General features: G+C 32.5%; 22 protein-coding genes and 1 tRNA gene. 10 read left to right on the top strand and 13 right to left on the bottom strand.

The window, feature by feature from the left end:
* Window positions 1-14 precede the first annotated feature (14 nt).
* From mnmG to RT250_RS04085, 3 genes are all read right to left on the bottom strand, one after another.
* The gene (mnmG, locus tag RT250_RS04075; RefSeq protein WP_313113057.1) at window positions 15-1,886 is read right to left on the bottom strand and encodes a tRNA uridine-5-carboxymethylaminomethyl(34) synthesis enzyme MnmG; all 1,872 of its coding nucleotides are present in this window, start codon (window positions 1,884-1,886) and stop codon (window positions 15-17) included.
* A gap of 109 nt (window positions 1,887-1,995) precedes the next feature.
* Complete coding sequence (gene ybeY, locus RT250_RS04080; RefSeq protein WP_313112396.1) at window positions 1,996-2,409, bottom strand: rRNA maturation RNase YbeY; 414 nt, start codon at window positions 2,407-2,409, stop codon at window positions 1,996-1,998.
* Complete coding sequence (locus RT250_RS04085) at window positions 2,406-5,807, bottom strand: DUF4175 family protein (RefSeq protein WP_313112399.1); 3,402 nt, start codon at window positions 5,805-5,807, stop codon at window positions 2,406-2,408. Before RT250_RS04085 ends, ybeY begins: the two co-directional genes overlap by 4 nt.
* 162 nt (window positions 5,808-5,969) lie before the next feature.
* Here RT250_RS04085 and gltX point away from each other — a divergent pair, with 162 nt between their 5' ends.
* Window positions 5,970-7,487, top strand: a complete 1,518-nt coding sequence (gene gltX, locus RT250_RS04090) for a glutamate--tRNA ligase (protein ID WP_313112401.1) — start codon at window positions 5,970-5,972, stop codon at window positions 7,485-7,487.
* Between the two features lie 57 nt (window positions 7,488-7,544).
* Window positions 7,545-8,537 (top strand): SPFH domain-containing protein, encoded by a 993-nt coding sequence (locus RT250_RS04095; protein ID WP_313112403.1) that lies wholly within the window; start codon window positions 7,545-7,547, stop codon window positions 8,535-8,537.
* Window positions 8,538-8,670: 133 nt separating this feature from the next.
* On the opposite strand, the gene RT250_RS04100 is transcribed toward RT250_RS04095, so the two are convergent.
* Genes RT250_RS04100 through RT250_RS04110 form a run of 3 tightly spaced genes read right to left on the bottom strand, consistent with a single transcriptional unit; the run spans window position 8,671 to window position 9,753 of the window.
* Complete coding sequence (locus tag RT250_RS04100; protein ID WP_313112405.1) at window positions 8,671-8,907, bottom strand: hypothetical protein; 237 nt, start codon at window positions 8,905-8,907, stop codon at window positions 8,671-8,673.
* Between the two features lie 10 nt (window positions 8,908-8,917).
* The gene (locus RT250_RS04105; RefSeq protein WP_313112407.1) at window positions 8,918-9,370 is read right to left on the bottom strand and encodes a phage holin family protein; all 453 of its coding nucleotides are present in this window, start codon (window positions 9,368-9,370) and stop codon (window positions 8,918-8,920) included.
* A 2-nt stretch (window positions 9,371-9,372) separates the two neighbouring features.
* On the bottom strand, window positions 9,373-9,753 hold the full coding sequence (locus RT250_RS04110; RefSeq protein ID WP_313112408.1) for a YtxH domain-containing protein: 381 nt from the start codon (window positions 9,751-9,753) through the stop codon (window positions 9,373-9,375).
* A 258-nt stretch (window positions 9,754-10,011) separates the two neighbouring features.
* On the opposite strand from RT250_RS04110, the gene RT250_RS04115 reads away from it, so the two are divergent.
* Together RT250_RS04115 and RT250_RS04120 are read left to right on the top strand one after the other, a co-directional pair.
* On the top strand, window positions 10,012-11,622 hold the full coding sequence (locus tag RT250_RS04115; protein ID WP_313112410.1) for a sulfatase-like hydrolase/transferase: 1,611 nt from the start codon (window positions 10,012-10,014) through the stop codon (window positions 11,620-11,622).
* Complete coding sequence (locus tag RT250_RS04120) at window positions 11,600-12,358, top strand: FAM151 family protein (RefSeq protein ID WP_313112412.1); 759 nt, start codon at window positions 11,600-11,602, stop codon at window positions 12,356-12,358. Before RT250_RS04115 ends, RT250_RS04120 begins: the two co-directional genes overlap by 23 nt.
* Before the next feature lies 1 nt (window position 12,359).
* Here RT250_RS04120 and RT250_RS04125 read toward each other — a convergent pair whose 3' ends face one another.
* Window positions 12,360-14,036: a glutamine--tRNA ligase/YqeY domain fusion protein gene (locus tag RT250_RS04125; RefSeq protein WP_313112414.1), complete on the bottom strand. Its 1,677-nt coding sequence runs from the start codon at window positions 14,034-14,036 to the stop codon at window positions 12,360-12,362.
* Between the two features lie 142 nt (window positions 14,037-14,178).
* Between RT250_RS04125 and folB the strand changes: the two genes are divergently transcribed.
* The gene (gene folB, locus RT250_RS04130) at window positions 14,179-14,535 is read left to right on the top strand and encodes a dihydroneopterin aldolase (RefSeq protein WP_313112416.1); all 357 of its coding nucleotides are present in this window, start codon (window positions 14,179-14,181) and stop codon (window positions 14,533-14,535) included.
* 55 nt (window positions 14,536-14,590) lie between these two features.
* A tRNA-Cys gene (locus RT250_RS04135) sits at window positions 14,591-14,664 on the top strand.
* 121 nt (window positions 14,665-14,785) lie between these two features.
* On the opposite strand, the gene RT250_RS04140 is transcribed toward RT250_RS04135, so the two are convergent.
* Both RT250_RS04140 and rnr read right to left on the bottom strand, forming a co-directional pair.
* Window positions 14,786-15,505, bottom strand: a complete 720-nt coding sequence (locus tag RT250_RS04140; protein ID WP_313112418.1) for a LysE family translocator — start codon at window positions 15,503-15,505, stop codon at window positions 14,786-14,788.
* A gap of 113 nt (window positions 15,506-15,618) precedes the next feature.
* Window positions 15,619-17,811: a ribonuclease R gene (gene rnr, locus RT250_RS04145; protein ID WP_313112420.1), complete on the bottom strand. Its 2,193-nt coding sequence runs from the start codon at window positions 17,809-17,811 to the stop codon at window positions 15,619-15,621.
* 170 nt (window positions 17,812-17,981) lie between these two features.
* Between rnr and RT250_RS04150 the strand changes: the two genes are divergently transcribed.
* The 4 genes from RT250_RS04150 (at window position 17,982) to RT250_RS04165 (ending at window position 20,675) form a co-directional block, all read left to right on the top strand.
* Window positions 17,982-18,221 carry a DUF2007 domain-containing protein gene (locus RT250_RS04150; protein WP_139854163.1) on the top strand — a complete coding sequence of 80 codons (240 nt, stop codon included), beginning with the start codon at window positions 17,982-17,984 and terminating at the stop codon, window positions 18,219-18,221.
* A gap of 639 nt (window positions 18,222-18,860) precedes the next feature.
* Window positions 18,861-19,292 (top strand): ribose 5-phosphate isomerase B, encoded by a 432-nt coding sequence (gene rpiB, locus RT250_RS04155; protein ID WP_313112422.1) that lies wholly within the window; start codon window positions 18,861-18,863, stop codon window positions 19,290-19,292.
* 9 nt (window positions 19,293-19,301) lie between these two features.
* Window positions 19,302-20,219 (top strand): cation diffusion facilitator family transporter, encoded by a 918-nt coding sequence (locus RT250_RS04160; protein ID WP_313112423.1) that lies wholly within the window; start codon window positions 19,302-19,304, stop codon window positions 20,217-20,219.
* Window positions 20,220-20,234: 15 nt separating this feature from the next.
* Window positions 20,235-20,675, top strand: coding sequence for a GNAT family N-acetyltransferase (locus tag RT250_RS04165; protein WP_313112424.1), 441 nt, complete (start codon window positions 20,235-20,237; stop codon window positions 20,673-20,675).
* On the opposite strand, the gene RT250_RS04170 is transcribed toward RT250_RS04165, so the two are convergent.
* The 4 genes from RT250_RS04170 to RT250_RS04185 form a co-directional block, all read right to left on the bottom strand.
* Entirely contained in the window at window positions 20,665-21,036 is a 372-nt protein-coding gene (locus tag RT250_RS04170; RefSeq protein WP_313112425.1) for a hypothetical protein, read from the bottom strand. The genes RT250_RS04165 and RT250_RS04170 overlap by 11 nt on opposite strands.
* Window positions 21,037-21,108: 72 nt before the next feature.
* On the bottom strand, window positions 21,109-21,927 hold the full coding sequence (locus RT250_RS04175) for a sterol desaturase family protein (RefSeq protein WP_313112427.1): 819 nt from the start codon (window positions 21,925-21,927) through the stop codon (window positions 21,109-21,111).
* A gap of 19 nt (window positions 21,928-21,946) precedes the next feature.
* On the bottom strand, window positions 21,947-22,441 hold the full coding sequence (locus RT250_RS04180; protein ID WP_313112428.1) for a hypothetical protein: 495 nt from the start codon (window positions 22,439-22,441) through the stop codon (window positions 21,947-21,949).
* Window positions 22,442-22,510: 69 nt separating this feature from the next.
* Window positions 22,511-24,133: a S41 family peptidase gene (locus RT250_RS04185; RefSeq protein ID WP_313112429.1), complete on the bottom strand. Its 1,623-nt coding sequence runs from the start codon at window positions 24,131-24,133 to the stop codon at window positions 22,511-22,513.
* Window positions 24,134-24,263 lie beyond the last annotated feature (130 nt).

Consider the following 24,263-nt stretch of genomic DNA (forward strand, 5'->3'; position numbering starts at 1 on the left):
GTGAAACAATTATGTTATCGCCCCATATATACTAACAAAACAGAAACATCATTTGGAGAAACACCGCTAATTCTAGAAGCTTGCGAAACAGTAGCTGGTCTTATTTTGGTTAGTTTTTCTCTTGCTTCATAAGAAAGAGACTTCAATTTAGAATAATCAAAAGACTCAGGAATTTTTAATCCTTCTAAACGATTCAATTTATCGGCGTTATTTTTTTCCTTAGCAATATACCCAGAATACTTAACCTGGATTTCTGCTTGTTGAATCATTTCTGAATCTAATTCATTTTCTTTAATAAATTCCTTCACCGATTCAATTTGCTTCATATCCTCCATTGTTATTTCTGGACGAGAGAAAAACTTAAACATCTTATCACTCTGAGCAACTAAGGCAGAATTTTTTTCTTCGAGAATAGGATTTATTTCTTCTGGTGCAGAACTCGTATCCTTAAAAAACTGAACAAAAGCTTCAGACTTTTCTTTTTTCTCTTCCATCTTTTGCATACGACTTTCGTTAGCCAAACCAATTTCAAACGATTTTGGTGTTAAACGGAAATCGGCATTATCTTGTCTTAATAAGGTTCTATATTCTGCTCGAGAAGTAAACATTCTATATGGTTCTTCTGTACCTTTTGTAATTAAGTCGTCTATTAAAACTCCAATGTAAGCTTCGTTGCGTTGAAGAATAAAAGGATCCTTTTCTGTAATTTTTAAGTGAGCATTTATACCAGCCATTAATCCTTGAGAAGCTGCTTCCTCATATCCAGTTGTACCATTAATTTGACCAGCAAAATATAAACCAGAAACAATTTTAGTTTCCAACGTGTGCTTTAATTGTGTTGGCGGGAAATAATCGTACTCAATAGCATAACCTGGACGGAAAAATTTTACATTTTCAAAACCTCTAACTTGACGTAACGCTTTAAATTGGATATCTTCAGGTAAAGAAGTTGAAAAACCATTGATATAGTATTCAACAGTATCCCATCCTTCAGGCTCTACAAAAAGTTGATGTCTGTCTTTATCAGCAAAACGATTTATCTTATCTTCTATAGAAGGACAATAACGCGGACCAGTACTTTGAATCGCTCCGTTAAACATTGGTGATCTATCGAAACCTTCTTTTAAAATATTATGTACTTCCAAACTTGTATGACTCATATGACAAGAGCGTTGTTTGGTTAAAGGTTTTGTTAGGTCTGTAAATGAAAATTTTTCTGGAACATCATCTCCAGGTTGAGGAATCATTTTGGAAAAATCTAAAGACCGACCATCTACTCTAGGTGGTGTTCCTGTTTTCATTCTTCCTGCTTCAAAACCTAAATCGGTCAAATCTTTAGTAATTCCTGTGGAGGCTTTTTCACCAGCACGTCCTCCTCCAAATTGCTTTTCACCGATATGAATTAAACCATTTAAAAAAGTACCATTTGTAAGCACAACACTTTTGGCTTTAATTTCTAATCCAAGAGAAGTTCTTACTCCTTTTACAACTCCATTTTCAACTATAATACCAGAAATCATCTCTTGATAAAAATCTAGATTAGGTGTTTGCTCAAGCATTAACCTCCAAGTTTCAGCAAAACGCATTCGGTCACTCTGAACCCTCGGACTCCACATAGCAGGTCCTTTAGATTTATTAAGCATCTTAAACTGAATAGCAGATTTATCGGAAACAATCCCGCTATAACCTCCTAGCGCATCAATTTCACGAACTATTTGACCTTTTGCAATTCCACCCATGGCAGGGTTGCAACTCATTTGAGCAATGGTCTGTAAACTCATCGTAACTAAAAGAGTTTTAGAACCTAGATTAGCAGCAGCGGCAGCGGCTTCTGAACCTGCATGACCACCACCAACTACAATAACATCATATTCACTATCAAACATAAATTCTTTCAATTGTTCCACGTGGAACATTTAATATTCTTATTAAAAAAGGGGTGCAAAATTACAATAATAATCTAACATTAAACAAGTTAGATTAAGAAACATCCATTTAACGAAGTAAAAGAGACAAAGCTTCATTTTCTTTGTTCCGCATTAAGGCTTCTTCATCATCTGTTTTATCTTTATAACCACAGAAGTGAAGAATTCCGTGAATCATTACACGGTGTAATTCTTCTTCAAAACTATTTTCAAAATCTTGTGCGTTATCCTGAACTCGCTCAATAGAAATAAAAATTTCACCATTAATTTGATTGCCCATTCTATAATCGAAACTGATTACATCGGTAAGAGTATCGTGATTTAAAAACTCTACATTTAATTTATGTAAAAATTCATCATCACAAAAAATATAATGAACCTCGCCTACTTCAAAACTTTCAGAAGTAATTACATTGGAAATCCACTTTTTTAACAAAGCTTCATTATCCAATTTAAAGTCTGTTTCAAAATTAAATTCTATCATTCATTATTGTCCTTAAAATAGTCTTGCACTTTATTTTTGTAATCTTGGCGCAAAGGTAAGGCCTCACGATTTAAAATTTCAGTTGTATTAAAGTATTTTTTTACCTCTTCTGGAGACAACTGAACGTTATTTCGATAATCTTTAAAATTAGTTTCGCCTTCTCTTCTCGTTTCCTGACCTTGTTCAAAATCGGCTTCATCTAACTTTAATAATTCATATTTAAGATTAAGGATTTCTTGAAGTGTACTTTGGTTAAAACCCTTATCAAGTAATTGTTGTTCTATTCCCTCCATCTTTTTAAGTAAAGCACCTCCATTCCCATTTAGGCCTTCTTTGCTTAATCTATCTTGAAGTTTCTGCCTAAGTTCTTGTTGTTGCTTGTAAATTTCGAATAGCTCACCGTTCATTTCTTCACTATCTCCGTAACCTTCTTTATCACCACCCTTTTCATTCCAAGAGTTCCCATTTTGGCCGTTTTTACCATTTCCACCATCGCCATCACCCTGACCTTCCCCTTCTCCCTGACCTTCACCTTCACTTTCCCCATCACCTTGCTCTCCTTCTTGGCCTTTATTCATAGCATTCTTCATCTTTTCACCTAAACTTTCTTGTCCTTCAATTATATCAGGTAGTTGAAACTCCTTCCCCATACCCGATCCAGGACTAGGCATACCTTCACCCGAACCAGAACCCATAGACATTGACATCTGCATTTGCATATTGTTCATCACTTCACTCAATAAAACAGCCAAATCATTGGAGCCAGTCATTGTATATTGCTGATTTCCAATTCCTTGACGCATTTTATTTTCTGCTAAACGCTCTAAAGATTTATCTAAATTATACTGAATATCAATTAAGGAAGTTGTTATTTGTGAGCCTATCATTGGTTGTCTAAGTGACAAAGCAAATAAACTGTCATCTATATGTTCAAAATTAGTTCTAAGGTCGTTTTGAACATTTAATTTAATACCGTAGATAGGATTACCGTATTCAATTTTTTTGAAATCTTCCATTAAAATCTCTTGTTCAAAAGAAAACACAACAAGGTTATCTACTATCTGCCGAACCATTTTTAGGTCTTCTTCCATAGATTCCATCCCACCTGATTGCATTTGCATTTGCATCTGTTTACTCATTTCCTTCATCTTCTCACCGGCCTTCTTCTGATTTTTTCCAGCTTCACTTGGTTTCTGATCTTCAAGTTTATCAGTTGCATCTTGTTGCTCTTGTTCTACTTCTTGCTCCCCGGCTTTATCCTGAGGAATATCCATTGGGGCCTTTAAACCTTCATTTTCTTTTTGAAGGTCCTCCATTTGCTTTTGATAATCCTCAAATTTTTTATTGAGTTGTTCTTGTGCTTCTTTTGTGTTTTCACTTTCAGGTTTGTCGGCAAGCTTTTCTTGCTCTTCCCCCATTTTAAAAAGTTCCTCAGCTAGTTTTTCAGCTTTCTTTTCTACGTAATACCTCTTGGTCAACTCTACAAGTTGCTCTAAATTTTTCTCTTGGTTCTTATTTTGCTTAGCTAACTTTTCTAGTTTATCTGTAAGCTCTTCTTTGTTTATTTTATCTTGAAGTTTTTCGAGCTCTTCTAATAATTTTTCATTCTCTTTTAAACGCTCTTCATTTTCCTCAAGACGCTTTTGTAATTCTTCTTTAAAAGGATCGTTTTCTTTATTTTCTGGTTGGAAATTATCGAGTTCCTTCTTCATCTCTTCTGAAAAATTCTTCATCATTTCCTCCTGCTGCTTCTGACGCTTAATAAAGTTCTCAAGTTTTTTCTTGTCGTTATAATTAAGCTCGTTTTTTTCTTTTTGCATTCTAGATAACTCATCAAGAGATTCCTTTTGTTCTTTTAAATCATCCAATGACTCATCTAAACCTTTGATAGCGTCTTGTTGATTTTTAAGCTGCTCATCTTCAAATTCACTCTTTGTTAATTTTCTAAAAGAATAAACTGCAGATTTAGACGATTTGTGATTGTGAATTACATCGTTGTCAAAAACTTCAAAATAATATTCATAAGCTACACCTTCTCCTAATTCTAAATTACCTGGAAATGAATACGTAAATTGGTCGAAATTGGTTTTGCTAATAGGTAATCCTTCCGTTTTAGCCAGTTTCTCCTCTCCTTCAGGGAAATACACCAACCGCAGTTTAGTAAGCCCGTAATCGTCTGAAATCTGGCCAAGAAATAAAACACGTTGAATATCGACGCTATCTTGTTTAGACTGTACGCTAATTTCTGGATATTGATCTTTTACGACATTTAAAGTAAAAGCAAGATTTTCATATTCTTTTAATTTTTCGTTAGATGTAGTAATCGTGTAATCTAATTTATTGTAAACTGCTTTTTCAAAATGAAAACTTTCATTATTTGGAGCAAAAGAATAGCTTGTATCAGCAGTTTTTAAGGACACAAACTCGGTGTTTTTAGTTATAAGATTCCATCTAACTCTAGTTCCCTCCGGAATTGAAGCATTTCCAGTGCTTTTTAAGGTTTCATCTCGCTTTCCTGTATAGGAAGGATAGTCTAAAACCATTTCGTAATTAAGTAAAGAAGGTGTTTTAACAACATCTAATACATATTGACGAGAAGTAACTTTATTGGCTTTTAAATTAAAAGAAATATTCGCAACAGGTTGCTGGAAAGTGTATTCAAACAATCCTGGCAGGGTTTGTTGCATATAGTACGATTCACCGTTGTAAATAATACTCGCATTTTCAGGAACTGCGGAACCTTCCGCTTTAACTTTTAAAACAAAAGAATTATTTTCAATTGCTTTGAGGTTTTCGTTTAATACAAAAAAAGAAAATGGCGCTGGTGGTTCAAATGCTGTGTCGTAATGAACAACGCGTTTATAACTACTCGAAAAAATATCAGTTCCTCCTAAAGCACTAAATAGAAGAAATATTAAAACAGGTATTGCTGCATATTTCAAGTATTTAGCATTCTTTTTGAAATTTATAGCACTCTTAAAAGGAATTGGTTGTAGTTCAGAAGCTTTTTGATCGATACTGGCTGCAAGCAATTCACTTTCGTGTTTGTTGTGATTAAGTTGAATTACATTTAATAGTTTATCATTAACCTCAGGAAAATGATTTCCAATTATTCTTGATGCTTCCTCATAATTAATACCTTTTTGAAGTTTAAAAAGTTTCGCAAGTGGGAAAGCGATAAATCGAATAAATAAGCTTATTTCAACAACTATAAATGTCCAAAATAAAATACGTCTTCCTAACGGATTTAGCCAAAGGAAGTATTCAACCAATAGCGTAATTAGGAGGTACAACAGTCCTATTGCAAAGAAAAGGATGCCTCCTTTTATAAGCTCATTGGTGTAGTATTTCCTAATAAATTCTTCCAGCTTTTGCTGAATGATACTAAAGGTGCTCATAATTGTGCTTAATGATATTCAAATCTTCTAAATTACAATAAATTTTGCTCTCTATAAGGTACAAATATTGCTCCAAAAAAAGAAACGAACCGCAGCCACCAATAGCTTTAATATGAGGTACCATAATTGTACCTTTGTAACTTCATAAAAAGAATGCATATTATGTCAGAAAAAGTTCGGGTACGTTTTGCCCCTAGTCCTACAGGTCCTTTACATATTGGAGGTGTACGCACCGCATTGTACAATTATTTATTTGCAAAAAAACACGGAGGTGATTTTTTATTAAGAATTGAAGACACCGACCAAAACCGTTATGTAGCAGGCGCTGAGCAATACATTATTGAAGCTTTAAACTGGTTAAATATTCCTTACGATGAAGGTCCAAATAAAGAAGGTAATTGTGCTCCATATCGCCAAAGCGAAAGAAAAGAGCTCTATAAACAATATGCAGATGCGTTAATAGAGTCTGGAAATGCATATTTTGCTTTTGATACTTCAGATGAACTTGATGCACATCGCAAAGACCACGAAGAGAAAGGAAAAACCTTTATTTATAACTGGCATAACCGCTTGAAATTGAATAACTCTTTGGTTTTATCGGCTGAAGAAACGCAACAAAAAATTGATAACGGAGATGAGTATGTAATTCGTTTTAAGTCACCAGAAAATGAAATGCTAATGCTTCACGATATTATTCGCGGGGGTATTCAAGTAGATTCAAACATTCTTGATGATAAGGTTTTGTTTAAAAGTGACGGAATGCCAACCTATCACTTAGCAAATATTGTAGACGACCATTTAATGAATATTACTCACGTAATTCGCGGAGAAGAATGGTTGCCTTCATTGGCATTACACGTTTTATTATATCGTGCATTTGGCTGGAGAGCTCCTGAATTTGCTCACTTACCTCTAATTCTAAAACCTACTGGTAATGGAAAATTAAGCAAGCGAGACGGAGATAAAATGGGCTTTCCTGTATTTCCATTACAATGGAAAACTGCGGATGGAGATATATTCTCAGGCTACCGTGAAGATGGTTATTTACCTGATGCAGTAGTAAATATGTTGGCGTTTTTGGGATGGAATCCTGGTACGGAACAAGAAATCTTTAGTCTAGAAGAATTGGTTGAAGCTTTCGAATTAGAGCGCGTTCATAAGGCAGGTGCAAAATTTGATCCTGAAAAGACAAAATGGTTTCAGAATCAGTATTTACAAAAGGTTGACGACGCTACACTCTCAGAGGATTTTATTCAGTTTTTAAAAGAAAAGAATGTATCGACTGATACTGGTCTAGACATAACTAAAATTGTTTCAATTTTAAAAGAGCGCGCAACATTTGTAAGTGACCTTTGGGAGCAAGGAAGTTTCTTTTTTCAAGCACCTTCAAATTACGATGAAAAGGCTTCAGCTAAAGCGTTTAAAGAAGAAACACCAGAATTACTTCAAAAAGTAGTAGAGATCCTTAAAAATGAAGATAATTTTACTGCAGAAAATCTTTCAGAAAAAGTAAAAGGTTGGATTACCTCTGAAAATATAGGATTTGGTAAAGTTATGATGCCATTACGTCTATCACTAGTAGGTGAAATGAAAGGACCAGATGTTTTTGAAATTCTTTCAATTTTAGGAAAAAAAGAGGGCGTATCTAGAATAAATACGGCAATTGAAGCAATAGCTTAATAATTACTAAAATTTTGTACCTTAAACAACTAATAATTATCAATTAAAATTAAATATATGGGTTATATTATTTTAGTGCCACTTCTACTCCTTGGTTTATTTATTATTCTAGGTGCATTTTTTACAGTTAAACAACAAACTGCCGCTATTATAGAGCGATTCGGAAGATTTCAAAGTATGAGAAATTCTGGATTACAGTTTAAAATACCCTTTATTGACCGAATTGCAGGAAGAATAAATTTGAAGATTCAACAACTCGATGTAATAGTTGAAACGAAAACAAAAGATGACGTTTTTGTTAGACTAAAAATATCAGTTCAATTTCAAGTATTAAAATTAAAGGTTTACGATGCTTTTTATAAGCTTGAAAACCCACACGATCAGATTACTTCCTATGTTTTTGACGTAGTACGTGCTGAAGTTCCAAAAATGAAGTTAGATGATGTTTTCGAAAGAAAAGATGATGTAGCTATTGCAGTTAAAGCCGAATTAAACGAAGCTATGAGCGAATACGGTTACGATATTATTAAAACACTCGTTACCGATATTGACCCAGACATTCAAGTAAAAGCAGCTATGAATAGAATTAATGCCGCAGAACGTGAAAAAGTAGCTGCAGAATTTGAAGCTGAAGCGGAGCGTATTAAAATTGTTGCTAAGGCACGTGCTGAAGCTGAAAGCAAGCGATTACAAGGACAAGGTATTGCCGATCAACGTCGTGAAATTGCACGTGGACTCGAAGAAAGTGTGGATGTCTTAAATAATGTAGGAATCAATTCGCAAGAAGCGTCTGCGCTTATTGTAGTAACTCAACATTATGACACGCTGCAATCCATAGGTGAAGAAACCAATACCAACCTTATCCTATTGCCTAATTCACCACAAGCGGGAAGCAATATGCTTAATGACATGATTGCATCATTTGTTGCTAGTAATCAAATTGGGGAGGAAATGAAAAAACAAAATCTTAAAAAAGGTATAGTTCCCAAACAGAAAACTAAGCGAGAAGCTCCAGAAAGACCTGAAGAAGGAGAAGATTTAAACTATTAATCTCACTAATATATAGTATTAAAAAAGCCGTCTCAGTTTGTTTTGAGACGGCTTTTTTAATGTGTTAATTCAAGATTTTTGAGGATAATCCTCTATATAGAAATAAGTTTTAAGTTCAATTAAATGAAAAAACTTATTTTGTCTTTACAGTTTTAATACCAATAAGCTTATCAACTAATTTTAAAACAAAAGCTTTCTTAATAACTGATGATGCCGTACTAGCAATTAAATTCATCGGTGAAAATGATTCTTTAGCGGTTTCTTTACTTCTAGTAAATCCTAATTTTACTTCTTCAAGGTCTATTTGAGACTTTAAACGCAAGTATTTCAGATCCCTATCTATTTCTTCGAAAGTAGTATATCTTTTCATAGTATCAATATTAAAGATTCATTTCCTTAAGCCTATCTTCTGCTAGAGTATCATTTTTAAGGATATCTTGATAATCTTCTATTTCTTGTTCAGCCTTCTCTTTAGGCTCAATATCATCTTCATCGTATAAGATACTAGAGAACTTGTATAGCATCTTTCGTTCTATTACTTTCCTTCCATAAACGAACATCAAAAGTAATAGAATACCATAAAATGCACCTATTAATAGAAAACCTACGTACACATGTTCAAAATAAGTGCCTAGCCAAAATGCTGCACCCACAGAAAGAAAGACTAGAACAAATAGAAAAAGACTACCATAAACAAGAAGATTAACTAAGGATATGCTTCCTTTCATAACAGATTTAAACAAGCGGAGTTTGTAGTACTCCGCACTGCTTAATCCGTAATCTTCAATCTTTTGGGTAATTTTATTTAAACTATCTGTTAGATCTTTAAACATATTTACGATACTACTTTTTTCGCAGTTGCTTTAGCTTCATCTAACGTTGAATCAGCTTGTAATTTAGCATTTTGTTTTCTTAAAGCCTCAAGCTTTTCTTCCATTGCTACTAAAATATCATCTGCTTTATGACTTGCAGTAGATAAAGTGTCATTTAGCTTTTGATCGAAACTATAACGTGCTTTTTGTGCTTTATCACTCAAATTCTTACTAGTTTCTTTAAGTTGTTTGTTTAATTTCTTTTGAGTTTTTTTAGCTTCTTTATTAAGTTTATTTCTAGTTGTAGCACCTTTGTCTGGAGCATATAAAATTCCAATTCCTGCTCCGATTGCTGCTCCTGTTAATAAAGCTAATAGTGTTTGTCCTGTATTATTTGACGCCATTTTTAATTTGTTTTATAGGTTAATAATACAAAGATAGATGTCCTCTATATAAGTTCTTGTTAACAAGCGGTTAATAGTTAAAATAAACATATAAAATTGTCTTAAAAATTGATAATTTAAAAGAATTCGTCTTAAAAGAAAGATTAAATATAATTCTAAATGTTAAACGCATGTTTATAAAATGAAATATATTAGATGGAGATGTTTAAATGTTGTGGTAAATTTGAAACAAATACTCTCTAATACTCATACCAAAGCTTGAAAAACATTAAGAAATACTTTTCTGTTATATTATTCTACCCTCTTTTAATAGTTACAATTCTGGGTTGGTTTCTCATCCCTTATTTTAAACCATATTTAAAAGAAATAATTGGATTTGGAATAGTAACAACTATTCTATTTAGTTTGTATTTATTAATTCCAAAATTAAGAATCCAAAAGTGGTTTTTAATAGCTTCAATTTTTTTACTCGCTGCCTTAGCTTTTATAAAACTTTCTTTCTACTATCACTACAGCGTAAAACTAAGTGGATCTGCACTTTTTGTGATATTTGAAACTAACACACAAGAATCTAGTGAGTTTCTGAGTTATTATTTAAATACGTCCGTCATTCTTCTTGCTATTGTATTGTTTCTCCCCTGGTTTATATTAATTCCATTTATATTAAAACAAGAATCGAGTTTACCATTTACTGATAGATTAAAATCGGTAAAATGGAAAATATTAATTGTTTTAGGAATTGTATTATCGCTTTTTGTGATACACAAGAAATTTAGTGAACATAATATTATTTACACCAGCATAGCATCTTACTCCGATTATCAAACAACTAAAGCCAATCTTAAAAAAACCTTAGCTAAGAGCGAAAGTGAAATTTTAAAAGTTTATTCTTCAGATGAAAAGCCACAAACCTTTGTTGTTATTATTGGGGAATCTACTTCCAGATGGCATATGCAACTGTACGGTTATGGAAGAGAAACAAATCCGTTATTAACAGAAATAAAGGATGAATTAGTGATTTTTAAAGATGTAATTACTCCTAATGTCCACACCATCTTAGCGCTTGATAAAATATTGACGTTTTCAGATTATAACCATCCTAACAAAGAAGAAAATGCATCTATAGTTCAATTAGCAAATCAAGCGGGTTTTACAACGTATTGGATATCAAATCAAAGACCAGTGGGACTTCACGAAAGTGTTTCTACATTAATAGGCAATGCATCAGACCAAACGTATTTTTTAGCTACAGATAACTACAACAGTAATATATATGACGAAGTAATATTGCCAAAGCTTGATGAAGTTCTAAATCAAGGTGACGAAAAGAAAATGGTTTTTATCCATTTAATAGGAACCCACGGAGATTATAAAAAAAGATACCCAGAAAAATATGCCTTTTTTAACGACAGTCCACCGAAAACTCCATTTATCAACAAGTCTAATGAACACTATGTAAATGAATACGACAATGCAATTCGCTATAACGATTACATAGTTCGAAACATTATTGAAACAGTTCGAAAAGTAGAAAAGTCTAGTTATGTGATTTATTTTTCCGACCATGGAGATGAATTACACGATACAATGGATTTAAGAGGGCATAATGAGTATTACGGCACTCCCCCTATGTATGAAGTTCCATTTGTAATTTGGACGTCTCCTGAATACAAAAGTCAACATCCAAATTTACCTGATTTAAATAGCTTTATTGATAGGAAATACAATCTTGAAGATTTTATACATAGCTTTTCCGATTTAAGTAGAATTGAATTCAATTTAATGGACAAAACGCGAAGTGTTTTCAACATAGAGTTTCAAGAACGTACACGATGGATTAAAGAGAATGAAGATTATGATAATAGGTAAAAAACTCATAATACTCATATCGGTACTATTTTTAACTATATTGTTAGGAATGGCTTATCGCTATTCGCCTTATAAGGTTGAATACCTTGGATATTACGACAAAATATGGGCTCATAGGGTTAATAGCCCTGAAAAACTTGAAAGTGCTTTAAAATACTTTAAAGGGGTTGAATTAGATTTGGTGTATAGTGAACAAGAAGATATTCTGGATGTAACCCACCCTCCTGTGCCATCGATAGATCTTTCTTTTGAAAAGTACTTATCTTATATCGATAAAGTAAAAAAACCGTATTTATGGTTGGACATAAAAAATTTAAACTCAGAGAATAAGGATGCTATTCTTAAAAAGTTAATGAAGCTATTTTCTGAAAAAAAATATCCTCTGGACAAAGTACTTGTTGAAACACGATATCCAGAGGCATTATTAGATTTTTCGGAATTAGGATTTAAAACAAGTTATTACTTACCCTTCGGATTAGCAAAAATGTCAGCTGAAACCCGAAGTATTAAACTTCAAAAAATTGCGAATATTCTTGACCATCAACCAGATTTAGCTATTTCATCAAATTACACTGATTATAAAGTTATGTCGAAAGCATTTCCTACAAGAGATAAATATTTTTGGATAACATCATCAATAAGAAAGCACGGTTTTTCAACTCCTAAAAAAATATTGACAGACAGTACTGTAAAAGCTGTTTTAATCAGCTTTAAAGTAATTAAAGGACACAGGTAACTTATGAAAGTTTTGCCCAAGAATCGCGCAATGGCACTGTACGATTAAATACAATATTATCTTTTGTTGTGTCTTTATCAACCACGAAATACCCTAAACGCTGAAATTGAAATTTATCTTCTGGTTCCGCATTTTTTATACTAGGTTCAGCATATCCTGTAATTATTTCTAAAGAATTTGGATTTATAAATTCCATAAAATCCTTTTCCTTGTTAGTATCTGGTGATGGTTCTGTAAATAGTCTGTCGTAAAGTCGAACTTCAACAGGTAAAGCGTGCGCTGCAGAAACCCAGTGTAACGTTCCTTTTACTTTTCTTAAAGAAGCCTCAGTTCCACTACCACTTTTACTATCCGGATCATAAGTACAGTGAATTTCGGTGATGTTTCCATCAGCGTCTTTTACTACACTTTCTCCTTTGATGATATATGCATTTTTTAAGCGGACTTCTTTCCCAATTGTCAATCTAAAAAACTTGCGATTTGCCTCTTCTTTAAAATCGTCTCTTTCAATCAATAATTCTTTAGAAAAAGGTACTTCTCTATTTCCAGCACTTTCGTCTTCTTGATTATTTTCTGCTTCCAGCATTTCAGTTTGACCCTCTGGATAATTATCAATAATCAATTTTACAGGATCTAAAACCACCATAATTCGCGGTGCCTTTTTATTTAAATCTTCACGAACGTTAAATTCTAGATGAGAAACATCAATCAAGTTTTCACGTTTCCCCACGCCAATACTATCGGCAAAGTTTTTAATCGATTCTGGGGTATAACCTCTTCGGCGTAAACCAGAAATAGTAGGCATACGAGGATCGTCCCAACCATTTACAACACCCGCTGCTACTAATTGAGCGAGTTTTCGTTTACTCACAACAGTATGACTTAGATTTCTACGTGCAAATTCGCGTTGTTTAGGACGTAATTTATCTTCTTCCACCACTTGGTCTAAAAACCAATCGTAAAGCTCTCTATGAGGTAGGAATTCAAGCGTACAGAAAGAATGTGATACTTGTTCTATATAATCACTCTCTCCGTGCGTCCAATCGTACATTGGAAAAATTTTCCAATCGGTTCCAGTACGGTGATGTGATTTAAACAAGGTTCTATACATAACAGGATCGCGCATTAACATATTAGGCGATTCCATATCAATTTTAGCACGAAGTACGTGTTCCCCTTCTTTGGTATCTCCATTCTTCATTTTCTCGAGTAAGTCTAAGTTTTCCTCAACAGAGCGATTTCTATAAGGACTAGCTTTTCCTGGTGTGTTTGGAGTGCCTTTTTGTTCGGCAATTTCTTCTGAAGTTTGAGAATCTACATAAGCTTTTCCATCCTTAATCAATTGAACAGCCCAATCGTATAACTGTTGAAAATAATCGGAAGCGTAACATTCGGTTGCCCATTTATAGCCCAACCAAGAAACATCTCTTTTAATGGCATCAACAAATTCCTGTTCTTCTTTTGCTGGGTTTGTATCGTCAAATCGAAGATTTACAGGGGCGTTGTATTTTTCTCCTAAACCAAAGTTTAAACAAATTGATGAAGCATGGCCAATATGTAAATACCCATTTGGCTCTGGTGGAAATCGGAAACATAAATCATCTTTTTTGTAGCCTTTTTTAAGGTCTTCTTCTATAATATGCTCTATAAAATTAAGAGGTGCTGCTTCGTTACTCATATCTGTATTTTTAAGTCGTGCAAAGGTAAGGAATTAAGTGAAAAAGATGTTCTTTAAAAGTAGGTTTCCACCTTGGTTTATCCTGAGCGAAGCCGAAGGACTCAAACTGACTTTGTTTAATATATTTGTAAAAAATTATTTTATGGGAACCATTCATTTAAAAAACATAAAGATTTATGCCTTCCACGGGTGTTTAGTGGAAGAAGGACAAATAGGATCAGATTATTTAGTAAATCTTACAGTAAAAGCCGATTTATCTAAAGCTTCAAAAACTGATGAATTAGCAGATACTGTTGATTATGTTATGCTTCAAAATATCGTAAGAGAAGAAATGAGTATACGTGCAAAGTTATTAGAGCACGTAGCTAAGCGTATTATTAATTCTGTATTATTAAAACTAGAAATGGTTAATACAGTGAAAGTTACGGTGGCAAAACAAAATCCTCCAATTGGTGGAGACGTTGCTGAAGTAAGTGTAACAATGAAGAAGAAACGCTAATTTAGTTTTTATGTAGGAATTAAATGTTTAATTATTTACATTTGCACCACAATATGGCATCGTGGCCGAGTGGCTAGGCTCAGCTCTGCAAAAGCTGCTACAGCGGTTCGAGTCCGCTCGATGCCTCCAAGAAACCTTAACTTTTTAGTTAGGGTTTTTTTTATTTTTAATAATTACTACGGTTCCTACGAGCTCAAAACTTCGGGAAGAGCACTTGATACACTCAAAAAAATAAAAAAAATAGAATTTATTATTGTAAATCCTCTACAGGAGGAATAGGCTTTTCTATTTCTATAGGATTGCCTTGTCCTGGAATTTTTTCAAGTCCAGCTTCAACACCTTTAGGAAAAATTCCTTGAATAAGAAGTAGAATACCAAATCCAAAAATTAAAATACTTACCCACTTTTTGGTTTTAAATATAAAACGTGGAGTCATTTTATTTTTTAATTTTTTGGCTAAAAGTATTTTTAAAAGATCGGTAAGAAAGAAGGTTGCTAATACTGTAGAAATAAATAAAAATACGCCATTTTCTGAAGTTGTAAGGGCATTAGCCATAATCAAGGTTCCAATCCAACCCGCTAAAACACCAAAGTTTACAAAATTCAGTAGAAATCCCTTTAAGAATAGTCCACCGAGGTTTTTTTTCACTTTTACAGCATAGTGTTCTCGCACAATTTTGAAGATTGATTTATTGGTTCGGATATAGGATATAATTCCATAGGCAATAAGAATCCCTCCTCCAAAAATTAGCAAGCCAGGATCATTCTTAACTTGTTCAAGAATTCTACTTGTACTATAAAAGGCTATTATTACAAATAAGATATCAGCAACGATTGCACCCAAATCAAAGAATATAGCGGCCTTAACCCCTTTTGTTATAGCAGTTTCAATTAGGGTGAAAAATACTGGACCGACTGCAAAAGCCAATAAGAATCCATAAAATGCAGCGTAAAGTAAACCGTCAAACATAATAGGGTAAAAATACAAATTACTTTTACCCAATGTCTGTAAAAAAATAAATTTTAGTTTCTACTATTTAATATTTAGTTACTAAAAAGTATAAATCCTTTATTTTAAATGTTTTATTTATGACCTAGCATTGTAAAATCTAAATGCTTCTTAACTAAATCGGCATTTTTTACTTTTACATTAACTTCATCACCAAGTCGATAGACGTTATTGGTGCGTTTTCCAATTACAGCATATTCGTCTTTATCAAATTCGTAGTGATCGTCATTTAGATCTTGTAAACGAACCATTCCTTCACATTTATTCGAAATAATTTCAATATAGATTCCCCATTCGGTTACCCCTGAAATTACTCCAACAAACTCTTCATCTTGGTGATCTTGCATATACTTAACTTGCATATACTTAATACTATCGCGTTCGGCATTAGTTGCAAGACCTTCCATATCACTACTATGACTGCATTTTTCTTCATATTCTTCTTCATTAGCACTTTTTCCGTTTTCTAGATAATGCTGAAGAAGTCTGTGAACCATAACATCAGGATATCGACGTATAGGTGAAGTAAAATGGGTATAATAGTCAAAAGCTAATCCGTAGTGACCGATATTTTTGGTTGTGTACATTGCCTTACTCATACTTCTAATAGCAATAGTATCTATTAAATTTTGTTCTTTTTTTCCTTGAACATCCTTTAATAATTTATTCATAGAAGTTGCTGTGGTATGACGATCTTTTGTGTTTAGTTTATAACCAAATCGTTTAATTATATTTTCAAGAGCTGCAATTTTTTCATCATCCGGTTCATCGTGAACTCGGTAAACAAACGTCTTTTTTGGATTCTGTTTTCCAATAAATTCGGCTACACTTCTATTAGCCAGAAGCATAAATTCTTCAATCATTTTATTAGCGTCTTTACTCTCTTTAAAATACACGCCTTCAGGGTTCTTATTTTCGTCTAAAATAAATTTTACCTCTACCTTATCAAATGAAATAGCACCAGCACGCATACGTTTAGTTCGTAATTTTTTAGCAAGCCTATCCATTTCTAAAATAGCTTCAGCAATTTCAGGTTTAACCACATATTCTTTATCAGTAATCGAAATATCGGAAGGAATTTTATGTGTTTCATCATCAGGATTTTCAATTACGTGTTGTGCTTCTTCGTAAGCAAATCGCGCATCACTTAATGTAACTGTCTTTCCAAACCACTGTTTTATAACTTCCGCTTTTTGATTCATTTCAAAAACAGCTGAAAAAGTATATTTTTCTTCATTAGGACGAAGAGAACAAGCATTGTTTGAAAGAATCTCTGGCAGCATTGGTACTACTCTATCTACTAGGTAAACAGAAGTTGCACGTTCATAGGCTTCATCGTCAAGTTCATTCCCAGGAGTAACATAATGTGAAACATCAGCAATGTGAATTCCTATTTCGTAGTTTCCATTTTCAAGTTTTTTAAAAGAAAGAGCATCATCAAAATCTTTTGCATCCTTTGGATCTATGGTAAAAGTTAAAGTTTCGCGCATATCGCGACGCTTTTTTATTTCAGATTCCTTAATTGAAGTATCTATTTTGTTAGCATAAACCTCAACCTCTTGAGGGAAGTCATACGGTAATCCATATTGTGCTAGAATAGAGTGAATTTCGGTATTATGTTCTCCAGGCATTCCTAGCACTTTAATCACGTTTCCTATTGGAGAATCTTCTTTCTCTGGCCATTCTAGCATTTCAACTAAAACCTTTTCTCCAGATTTAGCACCGTTTATTTTATTCTTTGGAACAAATATATCGGTGTACATTTTGTAATCTGTAACATCTACGAATGCAAAGTTTTCCTGTACATCAATAGTACCTACAAATTCTGTACGTTTTCTTTCTATTATTTTAGTTATTTCACCTTCCGTCTTCCCTCCTCTTTTGCGTTTAAATACGTAAACTTCAACAATATCACCATTTAAAGCTTTATTTAAATTTTTACTACTCACATAGATATCATCTTCAAGATCTTCTACAATAATGTAGCCTTGTCCACGACCTGCAATATCAACTTTTCCAGTATAGTAATTTTGTGAAGGGGTAAGAATATATTTTCCGCGATCTATCTCTTGAATACTCCCTTTTCCTTGTAAATTCTTTAATTTTTTGATTATTTGGTTTCTACTACTAGGGTCATCTAATTGAAGTTTAGCGGCAATTTGCTTATAATTAAAAGCTTGTGAATGATCCTTCCGAAGTATATTAAGAATTGTTTGAGAAAGATTATCTATTTTATTTTTACTCTTTTTACGTTTATTTTTTGGCATAGTTTAATTTGTAATTGTTGTAAATGTAATACATATCTCATAATGATTGGTTTACATTAGCAAAGATTTAGTACCTTAGAGAAGGTTTGTAAATAATATAAACGAGAATTCTACTTATGCGTCGGAATTTAAAAGTAATAATAATTTTATAAGCTACTTAAATAACTAAAATGGAACATTTTAAAACCATAGCTATATTCCAATACCCTGCAGAATACGCAGTGCTTCAACTTTTGTTCGATCAAGAAGGAATTAGGTATGTATTTCAGAATGAAACAATGATTAGTGTATTTCCGTTTTACTCAAATGCTATAGGTGGAATTAGGCTTCAAGTACATATAGACGATATTTCTCAAGCAGAACAAATAATGAACGATTTCAACAATCCATCCAATTTAAAAATCGTTTAAAAAATCCTAGTCTATCTATAGATTCAAAAATCTTCATTTTACATTTTTATAGTTATCAACATATATTAATATTACATTTTTCTTTTTTAAAATTTAATTAAATAAAATGATGTTTATTATAGTGTGTTAATATGTACAATAACTTTTTGATGTTTTGTTTTGAAATTAACTTGTTTTCTTTTAGTAATAGGTTATTAACATAATATTATAATCTGAACAGCTTAAATTATAGTTAAATAGCTATAGTAATTAACAACTGTGAACAACCTATTTCTACAATCTAAAATTGATAAGTATTTTTAAATTTGATGTTGTTAACTGAAAATTTTTATCCCATAACTGACCGATAAAAAACGGTTAAATAATTTGCATTATTGAAATTTTAAAACCTATTGTAAATATTTTTCATACCTGCAATTTTACTTATAGGAATTCAATTAACAAATATCAACAATGTTGTTAACCATTATATGAAGCTAAGGTTAAGAAACGATTAATTTACACTACTGCTAATTTAATATATTGAATTTAAGCATCTTAACTATGTTGATAACCTAAATTATATAGGAAAAGCAATATTAAATAGAACAATAATATTTCTGCTGCTTAAATCATTATCTTTGATAAAAATTAAAAATTATGAAAATTTCTATTGGAAACGACCACGCAGGTACAAATTATAAGTTTGAAATAATCTCTTATTTAGAAAAAGAAGGTCATACTGTTATCAATCATGGAACCGATGAAAATTCTAGTGTTGATTATCCAGATTTTGTGCATCCTGTTGCTGAAGACGTTGAAAAAGGAAATGTAGATTTTGGAATCATTGTATGCGGAAGTGGAAACGGAGCTAATATGACGGCTAATAAACATCAAAAAGTACGTTCTGCTTTATGTTGGACAAAAGAAATTACCGAATTAGCGCGTCAACATAATGATGCTAATATTTTAAGTATTCCAGCACGATTTACAAGTAAACAACAAGCTGTTGAAATGGTAAAAACATTTCTAAATACCGGTTTTGAAGGTGGCCGTCATCAAAAACGAGTAGAAAAAATAGCTTGCTCATAAACTTTTAGTATGTCGCATAATCACGCACATTCTAATAGCCATTCACATCCCGATATGAAAGGTAGAAAACTTCTGCTTTCTATTTTTCTTAATATAGGTATTACTGTCGCTCAAGTTATTGGTGGAATAGTATCTGGAAGTTTATCATTACTATCTGATGCCTTGCATAATTTTAGTGACGTACTTTCATTAATTGTTAGCTTCATAGCAGATAGATATTCAAAAAAAGACGCTTCAGTCACTAAAACTTTTGGATATAAACGAGCTGAAATTCTTGCAGCGTTCGTAAATTCTGTAACATTAGTTATAGTTGCTATTTACCTTATTTACGAAGCCATTTTTAGGTTTATGGATCCACAACCCATAAAAAGTGGTTTGGTAATATGGTTAGCGATTTTAGGAATTATATTTAACGGATTTAGCGTTCTGCTACTCTTTAAAGAATCTAAAACAAATATGAATATGCGTTCAGCATATTTACACTTATTTTCGGATATGGCTGCATCTGTAGCGGTTTTAATAGGTGGAGTTTTAATGCTATATTTTGAATGGTATTGGGTAGATAGTATATTAACGGTATTAATAGCATTATACTTGTTAATAATGGGGTACGATTTAATAAAAAGTTCTTTTAAAGTATTGATGCTTTTTACTCCAGACGACTTAAATTTGGAAGAAATAATTAATACCGTTTGTGAAATTCCAGGGGTGAAGAATATGCACCATATTCATATCTGGCAGCTTAACGAACAAGAAACGCATTTAGAAGCACATTTAGATTTTCACGAAGATGTTACACTTTCAGAATTTGATGCGGTATTAACTAAAGTTGAAGAAGTTCTTTTTAAAAACTTCGGAATAAATCATGTTACCATTCAACCTGAACACCAAAAAGACGATCCTAAAGATATTATTGTTCAAGATTGATTTAATTGAGAAACTATGAAAATTGAAGTAAAAAAATTTGAAGAATTAAACACCGATGAACTTTATAATCTTTTAAGATTGAGAAGTGAAGTTTTTGTTTTGGAGCAGGATTGTGTTTATCAAGATATAGATGGAAAAGATCAACGCGCATTACATATTATTGGTAGAGAGGATGGAAAAATGGTTGCTTACGCTAGGTGTTTTAAGGAGGGCGATTATTTTGACGAATCATCTATCGGTCGCGTGGTTGTTCGAGACAACTATCGCAAATTAGGCTATGGACATAAAATTACTGACGCGGCAATTAAGGCAATAGAAGAAAATTATAAGGCCAACAAAATAAAAATATCGGCTCAAACTTATCTAGTTACTTTTTACGAAAGCCATGGTTTTAAAACTATTGGTGATCGCTATTCGGAAGATGGAATACCTCACATTGCAATGCTTAAAGTTTAATTAAATTCTTTTCAAGATTTAGCTCTTTTAATAATTCATCTGTAAACTTGTAATGTCCACGACGTGTTATTATTTTAAATCGCTGATTACGCATTCGAGTAATGGTATCCAAAAACTGCCATTTAGACTTTAATAATCTAGGTTTTTCAGTTTTTAAACTGATTTCAAAATAATGCTTAATTCCAGCGCGGTTTGCTACTATATCTGGAGTTATTACTACGTCACTATCTTTCTTAAGATAAGATTTTGGAGCTTCATATCCTTCTACATTAGCTTTTATTTCTTCAAACCCTCTTTTCTCTAAAAAAGAAACCGATTCTTTAATAATTTCTTTGTTTTCTTCTCTATCTGCTTGTATCATAACAGCTAAAATAAGAATATCTTGATTAACAATGGGTTAAGGTTATGTTAAGCTCAATTACAGAGTGTTAATTCAATTTTTATATTTAACAGTTTTATCAAATGGAAGCTTTAATTGATGTAGAATATTATTATCATCCTTATGGTCGGTAATGTCTAATCCGTACTTTATTTCTCTTGTATTTTCATAAACGTAAGTTCCAAATAAGCGATCCCAAATAGAAAACATATTTCCAAAATTAGTATCTGTCCAAGGCATCTTATAGTGATGGTGAAACTTATGCATATTTGGAGTTACAAAAACATAGCTCAAGGCTTTATCTAACTTGGTTGGAATCGAAATATTTTCATGAGTAAAATAAGTAAACAACACACTTAAAATCCTGTAAAAAAGATAAAAAGCTATGGGCATTCCCATTATTAAAACCGTGAGTAATGCAAAGGTTTCCCGAATAATAAAATCGAAAGGATGATGTCTAGTTCCAGTGGTAACATCTACATTTTTATCGGAGTGGTGAACGGTATGTAAACGCCACATCCATTGAACTTTATGAAGTAAAAAATGTACAACATACTGAGCGATTAAATCTAATATTAATATTGAAAGTAATAATTCTACCCAAACAGGAGCGGTTATATACTGTAATAAACCAAAGTTGTAATTGTCTAACCAAAGAAATATTCCAGCCGTAACTATTCCGAAAAACAAGTTTATTAACATTACAAATGCAAGTAAAATAAAATTTGTTTTAGCGTGCTGCCATTTGTTGTATTTCGTAAAAACTAGTTTGTAATACCCCTCTAAAATCCAAAATATAGTAAGGACAAAAAACACCCACCCTGCCTTCATCCAAGTGGGCATTGTTTCGAAGAAAGTTAAGAAGGACTGCATTTATTTGTTATATTTTCAATCAAACTCTATTAATAATTCCTTGCTCGAGCATAATATCAAAAGCTTTGTTTGAATCACTTAAACCCCTACACAGAGATCCAGGCAAAATAATTTTTCTGCTTCTACTCTTATTTTTATCATCAATAAAATCAACCCTAAAATATGCTCTTGAAAAACACTTTTTAGCCTGATGGAATGTTACACGATTTATTTTCTCTCTTTTAATTAAGGAAGTATTAGAATATTTTCTATTCCTAAATGAATCGTAAATTTTAAACGCAACTATACCAAATAGAAATAAAAGTCTATTCCAATCACTATTTTTAAAATAACTATAAGTTAAATACAGGAAACAAAGTCCTATAAATATTTTAGAAATTGTATAAATTACTTTATTTCCTGATGTATCCTTAGAGATATAATTTTCTAAATTTCCGTCAGAAGTAAGAATAATTTTTTCTTCTAAAATATGACAGAATCCTTCATACGTTTTAAACTTCGAAATTTCGTCCATTTTTAAAAAAGTGGTTGCATGACATCAAATTTCTATAGCGTTTTTTTTGAGGCTAGAACAAATAAATTATCACTTCAAAATTTTCTTATATCTTCCTTCATCATTCAAAACAGCAACTGCTTCTAGAATTTCGGGATTGTGTTCTATTTGATAGTTATATAATCCTTCACGATAGAAATAACGCTTTAGAATTTCGTCTGTTAATAACGATTCTATTTCAACTTTTTTATCAATAATAGCTTTCTCTTTGGCTGAACTTATAGCAGCCATTAATTGGTTATAACTTTGAGAAATTTCATTGTTTAATTCGTCCGATTCAGCCATTTTTAAACCTTCTGCAAATTTCTTTTCGGTTTCAGTTTCGTATTCAAAATTGTTGGCTTTTAAATATTTTAAGAAATCTTGGAAATCACTTTCTCCAAACTTAAAGTTTTTCCAATCCGTCATTTGATGACTGTAATAGTATTTTGTAGCATAATCAAAAATGGCATTGTCTTTTAGTAATGCCGTGGTAATGGGACTGTAAACAGCCGATGCCATTTCAATATCTGGCAGTATTCCTCCCCCGTCATAAACAGTTCTCCCTCCTTTGGTTTTAAACTTGTTGTATTCTTTTGGATCTTTTCGAATAGGATCGCCATTTTCATCTCTATGCCAGTAATCAACAGCTTGAATTCCACGACCGCTTGGGGTGTAATACCTCGAAATGGTAACTTTTAACTGAGTTCCGTATGTTAGCTTTTTAGGACGCTGTACAAGCCCTTTTCCGAAGCTTCGAGCCCCAACGATAACTGCGCGATCTAAATCTTGTAAACCTCCTGAAACTATCTCACTAGCCGATGCACTACGACCGTTGATTAAAACTACTAAAGGAATTTCGGTATCTACGGGTTCAAAACGTGTTTTATAAGTTGCATTATACTTTTCAATAACCGATTTTGTGGTGGTGATTACTTGATCTTTTTCAACAAAAAGGTTTACAACACTTATTGCCTCATTTAATAATCCTCCTGGATTTCCTCGTAAGTCTAGTATTATCTTTTTCGCACCTTGAGATTTTAAATCTATTAACGCCGCTTTGGTTTCAGAAGTAGTTTTACTATTAAATTTTGAAAGTACAATATACCCAATGTCATTGTTTATCAATTTATAAAAAGGAACTGCTTTAACTTCAACAGCTTCGCGTGTAATGGTTGTGGTAGTGGTTTTACCTTGTCTTTTATAAGTTACATTAACTTTAGAACCTGGAGCACCTTTAAGTAATTCTCCTGCATCTTCTTCAAAATTTGCTAAGGTTACATCCCCTATTTTAATAATTTCATCTCCTGCTTTTAAACCTGCTTTATCTGCGGGATACCCTTGGTAAGGTTCTACAATAATTATTTTATCTGCTCTAGTTTGAGCGGTAGCACCAATACCTGTATAAACTCCAGAATTATTGATTTTAGCATCCTCAACTTGTTGTTCGTTCCAATAAACGGTGTAAGGATCCAAGTCGTCCAACATTCCCTTTATAGCTTTATCCATAAGTGTAGCTGGAGTAACTTCATCTACATAATTCATATTTAATTCTTTGTAAAGCGTAGTGAAAATTTCAATTTGCTTCGCAATTTCAAAAAAATCGCTTTTAAAACTTACAGTGGTAAAAAATATACCAACGGCCACAATGGGAATAAGTATTCTCTTTTTCATAATTGTTGTGTTAATGAGATTATGAGTAATTGCAACATTCTTTCAACTAACTCAATATATCAGGATTTTATTCTACACTTCAGAAATATACGAAGAATGATACTATTTGTAATTCCAACGAAAAATAAAC

Source organism: Aequorivita sediminis, assembly GCF_032080575.2.
Classification (GTDB): Bacteria; Bacteroidota; Bacteroidia; order Flavobacteriales; family Flavobacteriaceae; genus Aequorivita; species Aequorivita sediminis.